The 16,172-nt window shown below is 64.9% G+C and carries 17 protein-coding genes; 14 read left to right on the top strand and 3 right to left on the bottom strand.

Annotation, left to right across the window (positions count from 1 at the left end; all coding sequences use genetic code 11):
* The first annotated feature begins 2 nt into the window (after positions 1-2).
* From C1878_RS03935 to C1878_RS03910, 6 genes are all read left to right on the top strand, one after another.
* On the top strand, positions 3-1,508 hold the full coding sequence (locus tag C1878_RS03935) for a glutamate synthase-related protein (RefSeq protein WP_114600392.1): 1,506 nt from the start codon (positions 3-5) through the stop codon (positions 1,506-1,508).
* A 5-nt stretch (positions 1,509-1,513) separates the two neighbouring features.
* Positions 1,514-1,978, top strand: a complete 465-nt coding sequence (locus tag C1878_RS03930; protein WP_114600460.1) for a 4Fe-4S dicluster domain-containing protein — start codon at positions 1,514-1,516, stop codon at positions 1,976-1,978.
* Between the two features lies 1 nt (position 1,979).
* Positions 1,980-3,338: an NAD(P)/FAD-dependent oxidoreductase gene (locus C1878_RS03925; RefSeq protein WP_114600391.1), complete on the top strand. Its 1,359-nt coding sequence runs from the start codon at positions 1,980-1,982 to the stop codon at positions 3,336-3,338.
* Entirely contained in the window at positions 3,335-4,102 is a 768-nt protein-coding gene (locus C1878_RS03920; protein ID WP_114600390.1) for a glutamate synthase, read from the top strand. Before C1878_RS03925 ends, C1878_RS03920 begins: the two co-directional genes overlap by 4 nt.
* Before the next feature lie 75 nt (positions 4,103-4,177).
* Entirely contained in the window at positions 4,178-5,329 is a 1,152-nt protein-coding gene (locus C1878_RS03915) for a PucR family transcriptional regulator (protein ID WP_114600389.1), read from the top strand.
* A 118-nt stretch (positions 5,330-5,447) separates the two neighbouring features.
* Positions 5,448-5,627, top strand: a complete 180-nt coding sequence (locus C1878_RS03910; protein WP_114600388.1) for a hypothetical protein — start codon at positions 5,448-5,450, stop codon at positions 5,625-5,627.
* Positions 5,628-5,739: 112 nt separating this feature from the next.
* Here the strand turns inward: C1878_RS03910 and C1878_RS03905 are convergent, their stop codons facing one another.
* From C1878_RS03905 to C1878_RS03895, 3 genes are all read right to left on the bottom strand, one after another.
* A complete protein-coding gene (locus tag C1878_RS03905; protein ID WP_114600387.1) occupies positions 5,740-6,168 on the bottom strand; it encodes a peptidylprolyl isomerase in 429 nt (142 codons plus the stop codon).
* A gap of 137 nt (positions 6,169-6,305) precedes the next feature.
* Positions 6,306-6,740, bottom strand: coding sequence for a peptidylprolyl isomerase (locus tag C1878_RS03900; RefSeq protein WP_114600386.1), 435 nt, complete (start codon positions 6,738-6,740; stop codon positions 6,306-6,308).
* A 63-nt stretch (positions 6,741-6,803) separates the two neighbouring features.
* Complete coding sequence (locus C1878_RS03895; RefSeq protein ID WP_114600385.1) at positions 6,804-8,117, bottom strand: glutamate-cysteine ligase family protein; 1,314 nt, start codon at positions 8,115-8,117, stop codon at positions 6,804-6,806.
* Positions 8,118-8,245: 128 nt separating this feature from the next.
* On the opposite strand from C1878_RS03895, the gene C1878_RS03890 reads away from it, so the two are divergent.
* From C1878_RS03890 to C1878_RS03855, 8 genes are all read left to right on the top strand, one after another.
* Positions 8,246-10,093, top strand: a complete 1,848-nt coding sequence (locus C1878_RS03890; protein ID WP_114600384.1) for a nucleoside-diphosphate sugar epimerase/dehydratase — start codon at positions 8,246-8,248, stop codon at positions 10,091-10,093.
* Positions 10,094-10,371: 278 nt separating this feature from the next.
* Positions 10,372-11,028: a recombinase family protein gene (locus C1878_RS03885; protein ID WP_114600383.1), complete on the top strand. Its 657-nt coding sequence runs from the start codon at positions 10,372-10,374 to the stop codon at positions 11,026-11,028.
* 219 nt (positions 11,029-11,247) lie between these two features.
* The gene (locus C1878_RS03880; protein WP_158539714.1) at positions 11,248-11,838 is read left to right on the top strand and encodes a transcription termination/antitermination NusG family protein; all 591 of its coding nucleotides are present in this window, start codon (positions 11,248-11,250) and stop codon (positions 11,836-11,838) included.
* A gap of 201 nt (positions 11,839-12,039) precedes the next feature.
* Positions 12,040-12,579: an antiterminator LoaP gene (loaP, locus tag C1878_RS03875; protein WP_114600381.1), complete on the top strand. Its 540-nt coding sequence runs from the start codon at positions 12,040-12,042 to the stop codon at positions 12,577-12,579.
* Positions 12,580-12,992: 413 nt separating this feature from the next.
* Positions 12,993-13,595 carry an acyltransferase gene (locus C1878_RS03870; protein WP_114600380.1) on the top strand — a complete coding sequence of 201 codons (603 nt, stop codon included), beginning with the start codon at positions 12,993-12,995 and terminating at the stop codon, positions 13,593-13,595.
* On the top strand, positions 13,592-14,494 hold the full coding sequence (gene rfbA / locus C1878_RS03865) for a glucose-1-phosphate thymidylyltransferase RfbA (protein ID WP_114600379.1): 903 nt from the start codon (positions 13,592-13,594) through the stop codon (positions 14,492-14,494). The genes C1878_RS03870 and rfbA overlap by 4 nt, the downstream gene beginning before the upstream one ends.
* A 4-nt stretch (positions 14,495-14,498) precedes the next feature.
* Positions 14,499-15,506, top strand: coding sequence for a dTDP-glucose 4,6-dehydratase (gene rfbB / locus C1878_RS03860; RefSeq protein WP_114600378.1), 1,008 nt, complete (start codon positions 14,499-14,501; stop codon positions 15,504-15,506).
* A 17-nt stretch (positions 15,507-15,523) separates the two neighbouring features.
* Positions 15,524-16,171 carry a hypothetical protein gene (locus C1878_RS03855; RefSeq protein WP_241963598.1) on the top strand — a complete coding sequence of 216 codons (648 nt, stop codon included), beginning with the start codon at positions 15,524-15,526 and terminating at the stop codon, positions 16,169-16,171.
* Position 16,172: the final 1 nt, after the last annotated feature.

Here is a 16,172-nt window from a genome sequence, read left to right as displayed (position 1 = left end):
CCATGCTCGACTACCTGCTTCCCCGCTACAAGGTTCTGCGCGACAGCGACCAGTGCGTGCAGTGCGGCGTGTGCGAGCGCTCGTGCGCCAACGAGGTCCATCGGGTCGACGAGGAGCTCGGCCGCGTCACGGCGGACCACAAGAAGTGCGTGAACTGCCAGCGATGCGTGGTCATGTGCCCCACGCAGGCGCTCGCCATCGCGCGTTGGCCCCAAGTGGGCAACGGGTCGAACAACTGGACCCTCCAGGCCATGCAGGATATCGCCAAGCAGGCCCAAACGGGAGCCGTGCTGCTGTCGTCCATGGGCAATCCCCAGCACTACCCCATTTACTGGGACCACTTGCTGCTCAACGCGAGCCAGGTCACGAACCCGTCCATCGACCCCCTGCGGGAGCCCATGGAAACGCGCGTGTTTCTGGGCAGCCGCCCCGAGGTGCTCAAGGTCGACGAGAGCGCCTGCACGGCGGTGGCCCCGCTTCCCCCGCAGATCAAGTTGGACGTGCCCATTATGTTCTCGGCCATGAGCTTCGGATCCGTGTCGCTCAACGCTCAGAAGTCGCTCGCCATGGCCGCCGAGGAGCTGGGCACCTACTTCAACACCGGAGAGGGCGGTCTGCACAAGGACCTCGAGCGCTACGGCGCGCACGCCGTCGTCCAGGTGGCCAGCGGCCGCTTCGGCGTGGACGTCCGCTACCTGAACGCGGGTGCCATGATCGAGATCAAGATAGGGCAGGGCGCCAAGCCCGGCATCGGCGGCCACCTTCCGGGAGAGAAGATCAACGAGGAGGTGTCGCAAACCCGCATGATCCCGCAGGGAACCGACGCCATCTCGCCGGCGCCCCACCACGACATCTACTCCATCGAGGACCTGCGCCAGCTCATCTTCTCGCTCAAGGAGGCAACGCGCTACGCCAAGCCCGTCGCCGTCAAGATCGCGGCCGTCCACAACGCCGCCGCCATCGCCAGCGGCATGGCGCGCGCCGGGGCCGACGTCATCGTGATCGACGGCTTCCGGGGCGGCACCGGCGCCGCCCCGACGCGCATCCGCGACAACGTGGGCATTCCCTTGGAGCTCGCCTTGGCGGCGGTCGACCAGCGCCTGCGCGACGAGGGCATCCGGTCCCGCGTCAGCCTCGTGGCGGCCGGCTCCATCCGCAGCTCGGCGGACGTCGTGCGGGCCGTGGCCTTGGGCGCCGACGCCGTGTACTGCGCGAGCGCCGCCCTCATCGCCCTTGGCTGCCACCAATGCCAAGATTGCGCGAGCGGCAAGTGCAACTGGGGCATAGCCACGCAGCGCCCCGAGCTCACGCGGCGCCTCAACCCCGAGATCGGCGCCGAGCGCGTGGTGAACCTCGTGCGTGCCTGGAACCACGAGATCCAGGAGATGATGGGCGGCATGGGCATCAACGCCATCGACAGCCTGCGGGGCAACCGCCTCATGCTGCGCGGCGTGGGGCTCAACGAGAAGGAACTTGAGATACTCGGCGTGAAGCACGCGGGGGAGTGAGGGACATGAAGCGAATCTACGCGATCGAGCAATGGTGCATCGACTGCAAGCGCTGCGAGGTGGCCTGCAAGACGTTCCATTCCCAAAGCAAGGACACGGTCAAGGCCTTCACGGTCGAGTATCCCGAGCCCCAGAACCGCGTGCGCGTGGAAGGCGGCTTGCAGTTGTCGGTGGCGGTGAACTGCCGGCACTGCGCCGATCCGAAGTGCGTCGAGGGCTGCATCTCGGGCGCCATGACGAAAAACCCGGTCACCGGAGTGGTGACGTCGAACCCCGAGAAGTGCGTGGGCTGCCGCACGTGCGTGGGCATGTGCCCGTTCGGCTGCGTGCGCATCGAAGACGCCGTGGAAAAGGGCGTCGCCTACAAGTGCGACCTCTGCGGCGACGGGCTGGGGCAGCCGGGCGAGCCGAGCTGCGTGGCGGCCTGCCCGAACCGCGCGCTCATCTACGTTGAAAGCGAGGGCTGCTAGCATGGCGAACCGCACGACCGACTACCTCATCATCGGAAACTCGGCCGCGGGCGTCACCGCCGCCGAGTACCTGCGCGCCCGCGACGAAGAGGGATCCATCCTCGTCGTCAGCCGCGAACCCCATGCCGTGTACGGACGGCCGCTCATCTCGTACCTGCTGGAAGGGAAGACGACCGAGGAGGGCATGGGCTTCAAGGACGTCGACTTCTACGAGCGAAACGCCATCGACACGTTGCTCGGCCCGAGCTTCGAGGTCGTGGCGCTTCGAGCGTCCGAGCACGAGGCGGAGCTGGCGAACGGCGACGTCGTCTCGTACGGGAAGTGCCTGGTCGCCACCGGCAGCGTCCCGTTCACGCCGCCCATCAAGGGGCTCGAGGGAAAGGAGAACGTGCACACCTTCCTCTCCCTCGACGATGGCTTGGGCGTTTGGCACGCCGCCCTCGCGGCGACCGAGCGGGCCCATGCCGAAGAGCGCAAGAGCCGCGCCGTCGTCATCGGCGGCGGCCTCATCGGGCTCAAGGCGGCCGAGGCGCTCAGCCACCACGTCGACGACGTCGTCGTGCTCGAGCTGGCGCCGCGCATCCTGCCTGCCGTGCTGGACGACCAAGGCGCCGCCGTGCTGCTCGACTTGCTGGACAAACGCGGCATCTCCTGCCTGACCGGCACCTCCGCCGACGAGCTCCGGGGTGCGGGCGACAAGGCGGACTCCCTGCTCCTAACGAGCGGCGAGGAGCTGCCCTGCGACCTGGTTGTAGCGGCGGTCGGGGTGCGGCCGAACTCGCAGCTGGCGGTCGACGCGGGCGCCGAGCAGGGGCGCGGCCTCGTATGCGGCACCGACCTGCAAACCTCGCTGCCCGACGTGTACGCGGCCGGCGACGTGACCCAGGTGACCGACCTGCTGGACGGTTCCCGGCATCCGCTCGCGCTGTGGCCCAACGCCATGCGCCAGGGCAAGGCGGCGGGCCTCCACATGGCCGGGGCCGACGATGCGGAGCCCTACCTGGGCAGCTTTGCGGTGAACGCCGTCGACTTCTTCGACATATCGCTGCTCACGGCAGGCGTCATCAACCCGCCCGAGGAGGGCGGCTACGACGTGCGCACGGTGGCAGAGGGCTCCGTGTACGCCAAGTTCGTGACGAAGGACGACAGGCTCGTGGGCTACATCCTGCTGAACCGCCCTGCGAACGCGGGCATATACACGGCGCTCATCGAGCAGCGCGTCCCGCTGTCCTCGCTGACGGGCGACCTGTTCGCCGACGCGCCGCTCAACCTCGATTTCCCCGCCGACGTCCGGTGGGCTCGTTTGCACAAGTGCTACCCGGCCGATCGGGACGCGCGCGGATGGAAGGAGCAGGTATGACGGCGGAGACCAAGGCTTCCGCGCCCGAGCGGGTTAGCGGCAACGCGGTGACGGTGTCGCTCGGCACCGAGCACTTCACCGAGGCCAACGAGGTGGTGCGCGAGGCGTTCGAGCTTGCCGACACGGTGGAGGTCGAGCAGGCGTTCGCCCAGCGCTACCTGGGCTGCGGCATGCCGGCGGGCAAGACCCTCAAGATCCACGGCATTCCCGGCAACGACATGGCCTGCTACATGGACGGCGGGTCCATCGAGGTGTACGGCAACGCGCAGGACCAGATAGGCAACACCATGAACGACGGATGCATCGTGGTGCACGGCCGTTGCGGCGACGCCGCGGGGTACGGCATGCGGGGCGGGCAGATATTCGTGCGCGACGGGTGCGGGTGGCGCGTGGGCATCCACATGAAGCAGTTCGAGCAGAAGTGCCCGGCCATCGTCGTCGGCGGCGACGCGGGAAGCTTCCTGGGGGAGTACATGGCCGGCGGCGTCATCGTGCTTCTGGGCAAGCCGGGCGCATACCTTGCAACCGGCATGCACGGCGGCGTCATTTACCTGAAGCACGAGCTGGCGGACGACGACGTTCCCTCCGGGCTCGTGCAGGAGCCGCTCGACGAGAACGACCGCGCCACGCTGCGAACGCTGCTCGGCCGCTACAACGAGCTGTTCGCCGGAGAGCTCGAGGCGCCGGTCGACACGACGGGCGCGGGTTTCTTCCGGTTGAAGCCCGCCTCCTCCCGCCCCTACGCGTCCATGTACGCCAACTAAAGCTTCCGCGCCTCGACTTCCGCGTCGTTTCTCCGTATCATGGCCGAAAGCCGTGCGTTCGGGAGAGGGGGAGGCGTGATAACCGTGGCGGACATCGTGGCGCTTCCCGCCTTCAAGCAGGTGCGCCTCGCCGCGATGTGCCCGGGCGGGTACGGGCGGGGCGTGTCCAACGTCGGCATCATGGACTGCATGCCCGACGGGACGGGCTACGCCGATTACCTTCCGGGGGAGTTCATCGTTTCGAACCTGGGCTTCGCGCGCGACGACCCCGAGCGCTGCGAGCGGGCCCTTCTGGCCATGCTCGCGCGCGGCGTGGCCGCCGTGGCCGTCAAGACGGTGTACGCGCCGCCCGTCAGCGATCGCGTTCTGGCCGCGAGCACGGCGCAGGGGGTGCCCCTGTTCCTCTACGAGGGCGATTACCACGAAGTCGTCGCCTACCAGGCGCTCGACCTCATACGGCGCGATCGCGAGGAATCCGACAAGGGGCGCAAGGTGGACGCGCTGCTCGCCGAGCGGGACGGCTCCGCCCTGCGCGCGGCCCTCTACGAGATAGCCGGCCTCACCGGGTCGACCGTGCAATGCCTGGCCGTCGCCCCGCGAGCGAGCGACGAATGCTCGCTGTACGCCGCACTCGGCGTGCTCGACGGCGTGCTTGCCGAATTCCGACGTGATTGGGGCAGCGTCGTGGACGCGCGCGCCTGCCGCCATCACGGCGCGCTGCTCGCGTTCGTGTCGTACGCGCAGCCGCCGGCCTGCGCGCGCTCGCAATCGGAGGCCGACCTGCTCGCCCGCGCGTCCGCCGCCGCGCCGGTGTTCTGCGGTATGGGGGAGGAGACGCCGCTTTCGGAAGGCGACCTGGCCATCCGCCAGGCTCTCGCGGCCCTCGACGAGGCCCGGTCCCGCAACGCGGCAACGGTGCTCTGGGCCGACATGCGCGACAAGGCGTTTCGCATCGCCGCGCGCGAGGACCGCCTGTTCGCCCGCACGTGCGCGCTCTACTGCAACCTGCTCGCCGCCTACGACGAGGCGAACGACGCCGAGCTCGCCGCCACCGCCCGCGCGTTCGCCGCCTCGTGCGGGGACGTTCGCGCGGCGGCCGATCGCCTCGGCCAGCATCCGAACACCGTGCGCTATCGCCTGCGCAAAGCCAGGGACGTGCTCGGCATGCCCGAGGCGTCCGACCGCGAGCTCGCCCGCTTCCTCGCGTTCGTCGCCCTGGGCGCGTAGCTCCCTTTGTCCGATCGGACAAAGGGAGGGGCTCCGATTCTCACACCCCTCCAAAGGCCCGCCGGCCCCCGCGCCGTACACTGTGAGGCGCAAGGCAGGCGAACGGAAGGAGAATCCCATGGAGAACGTGCTCAACGAACAGGCCGTCGCGGCCTTGGCGGAGCTGCCGCTCCACGAGCTGAGCTATTGCCTCAAGCTGGCGAAGCGCTTCGAGGCGCTCGGCATCGAAGGGGAGCGTGCCAGCAGCGCCCTGTGCTCCCTTATCGACGCCGGCCTCGCGGACGCCGCGCGCGAGTGAGCGCCCGCTGCGGGCGCGACGGGGCCGTATCGGCAACGGGGCTCCAAACGAAGAAAGACGCCCGCAGGCGTCTTTCTCTCGGTTTTGCACGAAGGCGAGCCCTCGCTGGGTGCTAGTCGGCCACCTCGACCAGCGTGATCTCGAAGTTGAGGTCCTTGCCGGCCAGCTCGTGGTTCATGTCGAACGTGGCGATGCCGTCCTCGATGGACTCCACGAACACGGGGAACGACTGGCCGCCCGGGCCGCGCATGTACACGGTCTGGCCCACGGGAAGCTGCTCTCCGTTGGGGATCTGGTCCACGGGCACCTTCTGCACCATGTCCTCGCGGCGCTCGCCGTACGCCTCGGCGGCGGGGATGTGCACGTTCTTCGTCTCGCCCTGGGCCATGTCCTTGACTGCGGCGTCGAAGCCGGGGATCATCTGGCCTGCGTCGCAGGTGAACTCGATGGGCTCTCCGCGGTCGACCGACGAGTCGAACTTCGTGCCGTCGTCCAGCGTGCCCGTGTAGTGGACTTTGACCTTCTTGCCTTCGTTGCTCATGAACGAGCTCCTCTCGATGTGAAAAACAGTGGATCCAGTCTACCCCAGTGGCGTGCGGCCCCTCGCCTTTGGGCGAAAAGCCTCTCCAAGTCGTCATAAGTTCGTCGAGAGGCCGAAGCGCGCGTCATCGCCCGCTCTCAGCGATGCGGCAGCTCGCACACGTCCAGCAGCGTCATCTCGAAGTTGAGCGCCTTGGCTATGGCTTCGTGGTTCATGTCGAACACCGCTTTCGCGTCGGTCAACTCCACCAGGCGCGCCGGGTAGGTCTGCCCCGTGGGATCCTCCAGGTTCACCATCTCGCCCACCACCAGCTTCACCGACGCGGGGATCTTCGCGCGCTCCACTTCCATGACGCGTTCGTCGGTGCGCTCCTCGTAGGCCTCGTTCGCGCCCACGTGCACCCGCCGCGTCTCGCCCACCTCCATGTCGCGCACGGTTTCGATGAACGCCGGCGGCATCCACCCGTCCAGGCAGGGGAACTCGATGGGCTGCTCCGTCTGGTCGATGAACACGGCGCCGTCGTCGAAAAAGCCCTTGTACGCCACCTTCACCATCTTGCCCGCGTTGTCCACGTGAGCCTCCTTGTCTCGCGTCTGCCGCCGTCATGGACGGAAGCCGAAGCCGTCCGCCTCGCCCTAGCCCTCGCGTTCCGCCAGATCCGCCAGCGTGACGCGCCGCTCCGCGAGCCGCGCCAGCGGCTCCAGGTAGCGCCGCTCGTCTTCAGCGAGCCCCCGGCGCGCCAGCCGCACGATCTCGTCGACCAGCTCGGCCACGGGGCGTCCGTACACTTCGGCCTCGTAGCCCCGCTCCATGAGCGCGTCCTTGGCCGCGTCCACGGCGGCCGCGTCCACGCCCGCGAACAGCTCGTCGAGCGCATCGAGGTTAGAGGCGTTGTAGAACAGCCCCTTCACCAGGCCGGCGTACGCCACCACGTAGGGAACGGGCATCGCGTCGGCGGGCCTGATCTCGATGTACGTTTTCAGGCGCACGTCGTTGAAGAACATGGACACGGCGTGCTCCACCTCGGCGCGCGTCATGGTTCGCTCGGCGTATATCTCGCCGAACGTGCGCTCCGAGTAGCACCACTGCTCCTTGCGGCAGGGTATGAGGATGGCCGGCGTGTCCAGAATGTACTCCGCATAGCCGTGCAGGTCGAACGCCGGATCCATCACGCCGGGCACCAGGCCGCAACGGTCGGGGTCGCAGTGCTGCCATATCTCGGTGCGCACGAGCTCGTGGGTGCGAGGCTCCCCTTCGAACACCGGCGCGTTGTCGCACATGAGCGAGAACAGCGGCACGAGCGCGAAGGCCAGCCGCAGCTTGCGCAGGCAGTCGGCCGTCGACCAGTAGTCTATCGACACCTGCGTGGAGGCGCTGCCGCGCATCATGCGCGGCCCGAACGGCCCCTTCTCGCCCAGGTACAGGTTCATGAACTTGTAGCGCCGCTTGGGAATGAGCTCCAGGTCCAGCGCCTTGGCGCTGGGGTGGTAGCCCACCGTGAGCGCGCGCTCGCCTTGCGGCTCCAGCACCGAGGTCAGCTTCCGCTCGAACGCCTCGAACGTCTCGAGGGCCTCGTCGAGGCACCGGTACGGTCCGGCCGAAAGTTCCACCTGAGCCGCTGGCTCGATGGTCACGGCCTCGCCGGGGCGGGCGACGCCCAGAAGGTCGCCCTCGGGGTCGCGCGTCGTGGAGGGGAAGTCGGCCTCCAACCGGCCCAGCAGCCATTCCACGCCGTAGCGCTCGCTGTAGGACACGGGGCTCATATCGTCGTGCACGAGGGTGTGCTCCAGCTCGATCCCCAGCTCGCCCGGCTCGTCGGCGGGCGTGATGCCGCTTTCGAAGTACGAGACGATGGCGTCGACGTTGCTCGACCGTGCAGGCTGGTCAGCAGGGGAACCCGATTCGGTTTTGGGTGCGTCGGTCACATCCTCGACGGCTGTTTTATTCATGTAGCAAGCTCCTGGAAAGCATTGGTCCGTGCAAGGTTACGTTACTTTGTATACAATACCCTTTTGGCTGCCGAGCTTTGTCGGCAAAATGTCACCATTCGTTTTTCCATTCGGGGACGGGGCAACCTTTGGATGCTCATATCACAAAAAGAACAGCGCTGCTTTTGCTGCTCGACATCGTAGCGACGTACGCCGCCTACTGGCTCGCGTCGTTGCTCACCGCCGTCGAGGACGAGGTGTTCGTCAACAACGAGATCTACTTCATGCTGGGCATCCTCGCGCTCATCAACGTGGCCGTGCTGGGTCTGTTCAGGCTCTACAACAACCTCTGGGAGTACGCCAGCGTCGACGAGGCCATCCAGATCATGCTCGCCGTGGTGCTGTCCACGCTCATCGGCGCCGTGTTCCTGTGGATCATCGACGTGCGCCTGCCCATCCGCGTGTTCTTCGTCTCGTGCTTCCTGCTCATATTCTTCATGGGCGGCATACGCCTCATATTCCGCGTCATGCGCCAGAAGAAGCGCGCCCTGGTCTCCGCGCAGCGCGCCTGCGACCGCCCGCGCACGCTCATCGTGGGCGCGGGGGAGACGGGCTCGCTCGCCATCGGCCGCATGGCGTCGAAGGACCCGCTCATGCCCGGCGTGGCCGTCGTCGCCACCGACGACGACGCGTCCAAGCGCGGCAGCCGCATCCACGGCGTGAAGGTGGCGGGAACCACCCACGACATCGTCGAGCTGGTGGAGCGCTACGACATCGAGCAGATCGTCGTGGCCATCCCCTCCGCCTCGCTCGAGGAGCGCAAGCGCATCTACGGGGAATGCACGAAGACCGAGTGCAAGCTGCGCACGCTGCCCAACATCCGCGAGCTGTCGCTCGACGAGATCGGCGACGTGCGGCTGCGCGACGTCGACGTGGCCGACCTGCTGGGCCGCGAGGAGATCATCCTCAACACGCGCGCCGTGTCGGGCTACATCGCCGGCGAGACGGTGCTCGTCACGGGCGGCGGCGGCTCCATCGGCAGCGAGCTCGCCCGCCAGCTGTGCAAGGTGGCGCCCGCGCGCATCGTCGTGTTCGACATCTACGAGAACGACGCCTACATGCTGCGCAACGAGCTGCTGTCCGAGTACGACGACATCGACGTGGTAATCGAGATCGGCAGCGTGTGCGACGAGGCCCGCGTGGCCGAGGTGTTCGCGAAGTACCGCCCCGGCGCCGTGTTCCACGCCGCGGCCCACAAGCACGTGCCGCTCATGGAGGCGTGCCCGCGCGAGGCGCTCCACAACAACGTGTTCGGAACGCTCAACGTGGTGAAGGCCGCCGACGCGTACGGCGCGGCGCGCTTCATCTTCATCTCCACCGACAAGGCCGTGAACCCCACGAGCGTCATGGGCGCCACGAAGCGCATGGGCGAGATGATCATGCAGTACTACGCCCGCACGTCGAAGACCATCTTCTCGGCCGTGCGGTTCGGCAACGTGCTGGGTTCGAACGGCAGCGTCATCCCCGTGTTCCAGCGCCAGATAGCGGCCGGCGGCCCCGTCACGGTCACGCATCCCGAGATCGAGCGCTTCTTCATGACCATCCCGGAGGCGTCGCGCTTGGTCATCCAGGCGGGCGGCATGGCGCACGGCGGCGAGATATTCATCCTCGACATGGGCGAGCCGGTGAAGATCGTCGATTTGGCGAAGGGCCTCATCCAGCTGCAGGGCCTCGTGCCCGACGTGGACGTGAAGATCACGTTCACCGGCCTGCGCGACGGCGAGAAGATGTACGAGGAGCTGCTCATGGACGAGGAGAGCACGCTTCCCACCGACAACAAGTCCATCATGATATCCACCGGCCAGGAGATCAGCTACGACGAGGTGGCCGCCAAGCTCGACGAGCTGGAGGGGGCCATCGGCAAGACCGACGAGGAAGCCGTGCGCATCCTCGAGGAAGCCGTCCCCACCTACCGCCACACCAAGAACTGCGCGTAGGGAAGCTCTCCGGCTGGCGATCCCCTCCGTAGAGGCGGGCTGCTGCCCGCCCGGCGCGCTCGGCCGCACCCCCTAATCGGTGTGGCGAGCGTACCCGCGTCTTCCACCCCGCGCCAACACGCCTCCTCGCCCCAATCCCTCTCGCATGGCTCGAACGGCGTCGATTCGCGATAATGAACCCTAAGCCGACGGGCCGCGCGCCAGTCGGCTCCTCTTTTGACGGCCGATGGCAAAGCGGCCCAAAAGGGCTCGCTTTGGCGAAAGCGATGGGGTGAGCGATGGAGCGAGAAGGCAACGTGTACGGATATGCGCGCGTATCGGCGAAGGATCAGAAGCTCAGTCGGCAGATAGACGCCTTGACTGATTTTCCCGTTGCGGCGGAGCGCATCTTCGCAGACAAGGCGAGCGGCAAGGATTTCGAGCGGCCCGAATACCGCAGGCTGGTCGAGCGGCTCGAACCCGGCGACGTGATGGTGGTGAAGAGCATCGACAGGCTGGGGAGAAACTACAACGAGATACTCGAGCAATGGCGGATTCTCACGAAGGTGAAGCGGGTGCACGTCGTGGTGCTCGACATGCCGCTCCTGGACACGCGCAACGACCAGAACGGCATTACGGGTGTGTTCCTGGCCGATGTCGTTCTGCAGCTCCTCAGTTATGTTGCACAACTGGAGCGTGAAAACATTCGCCAACGGCAAGCGGAGGGCATTGCGGCGGCCCGAGCGCGCGGCGTGCGGTTCGGCCGACCGGCCATCGAGCTGCCCAGCACGTTCCAATCCGTCAAAGCCGCGTACCTATCGGGCCAGTTCACACGTGCGGAAGCTGCCAAACGCCTGTGCGTGTGCACCAGGACGTTCGATCGATGGATGAAAAAAGACGGGGCGCGGATAGAAAAAGAAGCTCACGGCGAAAGGCCAGTCGAAAAGGCCGTCTGAATAATTTTCGTTGCCAAAACGTAGACTTTTTGTCGCACGTATAACTAGCTTGCCATATTTCCAAGGCCTTGCATCCGACCTGCTCTTTTCTTTCAATCGAGATTATCGGCCATCTTTGTCAAAAAGTCTACGTTTGCTACAGCGGCTCAGGCATGGCGGCGATTCGCTCTGCCAGTTGCAGCATCCGAACTTGCACGAAGCATGCGAGGGAGGAAGCCGGTGGCAACGGAGGCAGGACAGCGCAGGGAATTGCCCATGGGGTTCCTCTCGAACGGGCCGTCTCGCGACGGCGCGCTTCGCTGGTACGCCATCCACGTGCCCGAAGGCCGCGAAGACGCGGTGGCCGGCAAGTGCCGCCAACTTTTGGCGTCGGATATTGTCGAAGACTGCTTCGTTCCCAAATACGAACGGTACATGAAGCACGAAGGCGCTTGGCGCATCGTCGTCCACCCCATGTTCAGCGAGTACGTGTTCGTGGCCACGCGCGACGTGCGTGCGCTGTCGAAGGCTCTCGGACAGCTGTCGTTTCCCGTGTCGCTCGTGGGCGGGAGGGACCGCTCGTACGCACCGCTCTCGCCTGCGGTGCAGACGTGGCTTGAGTCGGCGCTCGACGACGCGCACGTGCTGCGCGCGAGCGAGGGGCGCATCGAAGGCGGCGTCTTGCGCGTGGAGCGGGGCCCGCTGCGAGGCTGCGAGAGTCGCGTGCGCAAGATCAACCGCCACAAGCGGATGGCCTACCTCCGTTTCGACGAGGGGGGAGACGGCGACTGCGTGCTGCAGGCGGCGCTGAACGTTCCGGTGAAGAACTAGCACGACTCCGGTTTCCCGCCGGGAGCCCAAGGCGAAAGCGCGTTGGGCTCCCGGCGGGAAACCGCAACGAACATATCCTGAGAAGCGCGGGCGGTGCCATCGGCGGGCCGAGCGGAACCAGGGGAATGAATACTCTCGATGCCGCGGGCCGAAGGGCCCGCATGGCGAAGCCGTGTCCGCCCGAGAACGAGGAGGCCTCCCATGTGGTACGTGATCCAGGTTCTGTCAGGGCAGGAGGACAAGGCGTGCGAGCTCATCAGCCTGCATGCGTCAGGCGAGCTCTCCCGGGATGGAAAGCCCGTCCTCAAGGAGTGCTTCGTGCCGCGCTACCAGGTGGAGCGCAAGTTCCACGGGCAGTACCGCACCCTCACGCGCAACCTGTTCCCCGGCTACGTCATAGCCGTCACCAACCGTGTGGACGAGCTGAACGACCGTTTGGTAAGGATTCCCACGTTCACGCGGATGCTCGGCAGCGAGAAGTCGTTCGTTCCCCTCGATCGGTCGGAAAGGGCGTTCATCAACGCCTTCACCACCGAGAAGCATCGCACGATTCACCTGTCGAAGGCGGTGATCGAAGGCGACGAGGTGGTGGTCACCGAGGGCCCCATGATCGGCCGCGAAGGCTGGATCACCGAGGTCAACCGCCGCAAAGGAACCGCCCGCGCCGAAGTGAGCATGTTCGGAAGAACCATCGACGTAGAGATAGGACTGGCGATTGTCGGCCGAAGGCCTGAAAAATAACAACACCCCCTTGTTGCCCGCTCTCGGCGGGCATCGGTGTTTCTTGCCGACGGGGGGGGGGCGTTGATTCCAGCGCTTTGCCTTTCGTCGAGTCGTCCGTCGAGTCGGACAAGGTAGCCGTGCATCGAGTCAGCCACACGCCCCGCCGCGAGAAGGCGGCCGCATGACCGTCGAGGAGAACGCGATGGCGGTGGACGGGGACGAGGGGATCGATGCTTCAGATGCAGCGTTCCTCGCGCCCGAGCTTGAAGCTGAAGCGGAGGGTTCCGTGCCGGCTCCGTCGCGTGTTGGAAGGACGGGCTGCGTGCCGCTTCGCCAAGCGCGCGTTTGGCATCATGCTCTCACTGGCTGCGGTTGCGGCGGCTCCTCAGATTTCAGAACACTGAGGTGAAAGCGATGGGAGCAGTGGTGAAATGGGAAAAATGAGCCGATTGTGGCATTCGATACGCCTTTTCTTGGCACGCGGGTCGAGGAAGAAGAAAGCGTATGCGGACAGACATGGGCTGTTCGCATACTACGGCACCAACGTGGTCTTTCAGCCTCATACGCTTCCGCTTTACTCAAAGCTAATTAGCATCCATGACAACGTTGTCGTCGGTCGCGGAGTAGAACTAGTGACTCACGACGTGATCCACAGGGTTTTTAACCCCTCCCCTCTTTGCGAGGAGGGGTTTGGCGAAAGGATCGGCTGCATCGAAATCATGGACAACAGCTTTGTCGGCAACGGGGCAATTGTCATGTATGGGGTAAGAATCGCAGAGAACAACATCATCGCCGCTGGAAGTGTTGTGACGAGGAGCACGGAACCGAATTCGATTTACGCAGGGGTTCCTGCTCGGAAGATCGGCGTTTTCTCCGAAAGCGCGGCAAAGCGGCTCTCGTTAGAGAAGAGGGGGCTCGTACCGACCGTCTCCCGAAATCAAAACATTAGCGAGGCTGAGGTAGGCAAGGCCTGGGAGCTCTTCAACTCCTCGAATGCAACGAGTGCGAATGGGAAAGGAACCGGTCGAAAATGAAGGGGATCATTCTCGCGGGAGGAACGGGAACCAGGCTGTACCCGCTCACGACGGTCACATCGAAGCAGCTGCTGCCCGTGTACGACAAACCCATGATCTACTACCCTATGAGCATTCTCATGCTCGCGGGAGTCAGGGATATTCTCGTCATCTCGACGCCTACGGACCTGCCCAACTTCGAGCGCCTTCTCGGCGACGGGAGCCAGTTCGGCGTGAGTCTCTCGTACCGGGTTCAATCAAGTCCTGACGGGCTCGCTCAGGCTCTCATCATCGGTGAGGAATTCGTCGGTAGCGAATCGGTCGCCCTTACGCTGGGCGACAACATCTTCTACGGCGGCGGACTGACCGCCCAGCTGAGAGATGCCGCGGCGAAAGATCGCGGCGCGACAATCTTCGGCTACTACGTCAAGGATCCCGAGCGCTACGGCATCGTCGCGTTCGACGAGGACGGCAGGGCCGAGTCAATCGAGGAGAAGCCCAAGAAGCCCAAGAGCAACTACGCCGTGACGGGCCTCTACTTTTACGACAATCGCGCTGTCGAGTGGGCGAAGCTGGTCAAGCCCTCCGCACGCGGTGAACTGGAGATAACCAGCCTCAACCAAATGTATTTGAATGATGGGAGCTTGGGCGTGAAGCTTCTACATCGCGAAAGCGCCTGGTTCGACACGGGCACCGCCCAAAGCCTCTTCGCCGCCACGGAGTACGTGCGCGTCGTCGAGGAGAACCAGGGCATCCAGATCGCTTGCCTCGAGGAAATCGCCTTCAACCATGGATGGATCGGCGAGGACTCCCTCGAGAGGGCCGCGGTCAAGTACGGAAAGTCCTCCTACGGGCGGTATCTGCACAACGTGCTAGCACGGCGCGTGATCAACAGTGCAGTTTCGAAGGCGGGAGAATAAGCCCATGTTCGAACCTGGGAGGATCATCGTCACCGGTGGTGCTGGATTCATCGGGTCCAATTTCGTTCGTTGGGTCGTCGAAAACACCGACACGCATGTGACCGTGCTCGACAAGCTCACCTACGCCGGGAATCTAGAAAATATCGCGGGGCTTCCCGAGGAAAGAGTGACGTTCGCCTTAGGCGACGTCTGCGACGAGGGTTTGCTGGAAAAGCTCGTTCCCGAAGTGGATGCCGTCGTCCACTTCGCGGCGGAGAGCCACAACGACAACTCGATTGCCGACTCTCAGCCCTTCCTTCGAACCAACGTCGGGGGAACCTATCAGCTGCTCGAGACCTGCCGCAGGCACGGCAGGCGCTTGCACCATGTGAGCACCGATGAGGTCTACGGCGATCTGGCGCTCGACGATCCCACCCGCTTCACAGAGGAGACCCCTTATCGCCCGAGCTCGCCGTACAGCTCCACGAAAGCCGCCTCCGACATGCTCGTGCGCGCCTGGGTGCGCACCTATGGCGTCTGCGCAACAATCTCCAACTGCTCCAACAACTACGGCCCCTATCAGCACGTCGAGAAGTTCATACCCCGCCAGATCACCAACCTCATTGATGGGGCGAGGCCTAAGCTCTACGGTGACGGTCTGAACGTCCGCGACTGGATCCACACAGAGGACCACTCCAGCGCAGTATGGGCCATCCTCACCGGAGGACGTCCCGGTGAGACCTACCTCGTCGGCGCGGATGGAGAGAGGAGCAACATCTCCGTGCTTCGCGAGATACTCAAAGCTTTCGGGATGGCGGAGGAGGTTTTCGACTGGGTCCGCGACCGTCCCGGGCACGATCGCCGTTACGCAATCGATCCGACGAAACTCCGCACCGAGCTTGGCTGGGTGCCGCGGCACACCAACTTCGCCGAGGGTCTGGCTGCCACCATTCAATGGTACCGCGACAACGAGGCCTGGTGGCGTCCAGTCAAGAAGGCCACCGAAGCCAAATATGCGGAACAGGGGCGGTAGGTGACCAAGTGGCAAAGATGATGGCCATAGAAGGCTTGGATGGATCGGGCAAGGAAACGCAGACCCGTTTGCTCGAAAGCCGTCTGAGGGAGCTCGGCCTCGACGTCGTGTCCCTGAGTTTTCCTCGCTACGGACAGACAAGCGCCGTGCTCGTCGAGGAGTACTTAGGGGGATCGTTCGGGGCAAGTCCCAAATCCGTCAATGCGTACGGTGCCAGCAGCTTTTTCGCGATGGACCGGTTCGCGAGCTATCTGCGCGAGTGGAAGAAACTCTACGAAAGATGCGACGTCTTCCTTGCGGACCGCTATGTGATGAGCAACGCGATACACCAATGCAGCAAGCTTCCATGCGAGGAATGGGACGGCTTCCTGGAGTGGCTTTTCGACTTCGAGTTCGGGAAGCTTGGTCTACCGAAGCCGGACAAGGTCTTCTACCTGCACCTCCCCGTGAAGGAGAGCCAGCGTCTGCTCGCGCAGCGGTGCCAGAGCGACGGTCTGTTGATGGACATCCACGAGCGTGACGTCGAGCACTTGAGGAAAAGCCAAGCTGCCGCAGAGCACTGCTGCGGGCGCTACGGCTGGGAGCAGGTGGAGTGTCTGGACAACGGGAAACTGCGGCGCATAGAGGACATACACGAGGATATATGGGAGAGGGTGGGTTTCTAAG

This window comes from Gordonibacter sp. 28C (assembly GCF_003339845.1).
Classification (GTDB): Bacteria; Actinomycetota; Coriobacteriia; order Coriobacteriales; family Eggerthellaceae; genus Gordonibacter.
The sequence above is the reverse complement of the archived record's forward strand: the minus strand, read 5'-3'. Positions and strand labels throughout refer to the sequence as shown.

Coding starts and splice junctions, on each gene's coding strand:
- C1878_RS03855 (WP_241963598.1), top strand. CDS start 15,524: ATGATGGCCATAGAAGGCTTGGATGGATCGGGCAAGGAAACGCAGACC.
- C1878_RS03925 (WP_114600391.1), top strand. CDS start 1,980: ATGGCGAACCGCACGACCGACTACCTCATCATCGGAAACTCGGCCGCG.
- C1878_RS03905 (WP_114600387.1), bottom strand. CDS start 6,168: ATGAGCAACGAAGGCAAGAAGGTCAAAGTCCACTACACGGGCACGCTG.
- C1878_RS03910 (WP_114600388.1), top strand. CDS start 5,448: ATGGAGAACGTGCTCAACGAACAGGCCGTCGCGGCCTTGGCGGAGCTG.
- C1878_RS03895 (WP_114600385.1), bottom strand. CDS start 8,117: ATGAATAAAACAGCCGTCGAGGATGTGACCGACGCACCCAAAACCGAA.
- rfbB (WP_114600378.1), top strand. CDS start 14,499: ATGTTCGAACCTGGGAGGATCATCGTCACCGGTGGTGCTGGATTCATC.
- loaP (WP_114600381.1), top strand. CDS start 12,040: ATGTGGTACGTGATCCAGGTTCTGTCAGGGCAGGAGGACAAGGCGTGC.
- C1878_RS03935 (WP_114600392.1), top strand. CDS start 3: ATGCTCGACTACCTGCTTCCCCGCTACAAGGTTCTGCGCGACAGCGAC.
- C1878_RS03930 (WP_114600460.1), top strand. CDS start 1,514: ATGAAGCGAATCTACGCGATCGAGCAATGGTGCATCGACTGCAAGCGC.
- C1878_RS03920 (WP_114600390.1), top strand. CDS start 3,335: ATGACGGCGGAGACCAAGGCTTCCGCGCCCGAGCGGGTTAGCGGCAAC.
- C1878_RS03870 (WP_114600380.1), top strand. CDS start 12,993: ATGGGAAAAATGAGCCGATTGTGGCATTCGATACGCCTTTTCTTGGCA.
- C1878_RS03885 (WP_114600383.1), top strand. CDS start 10,372: ATGGAGCGAGAAGGCAACGTGTACGGATATGCGCGCGTATCGGCGAAG.
- rfbA (WP_114600379.1), top strand. CDS start 13,592: ATGAAGGGGATCATTCTCGCGGGAGGAACGGGAACCAGGCTGTACCCG.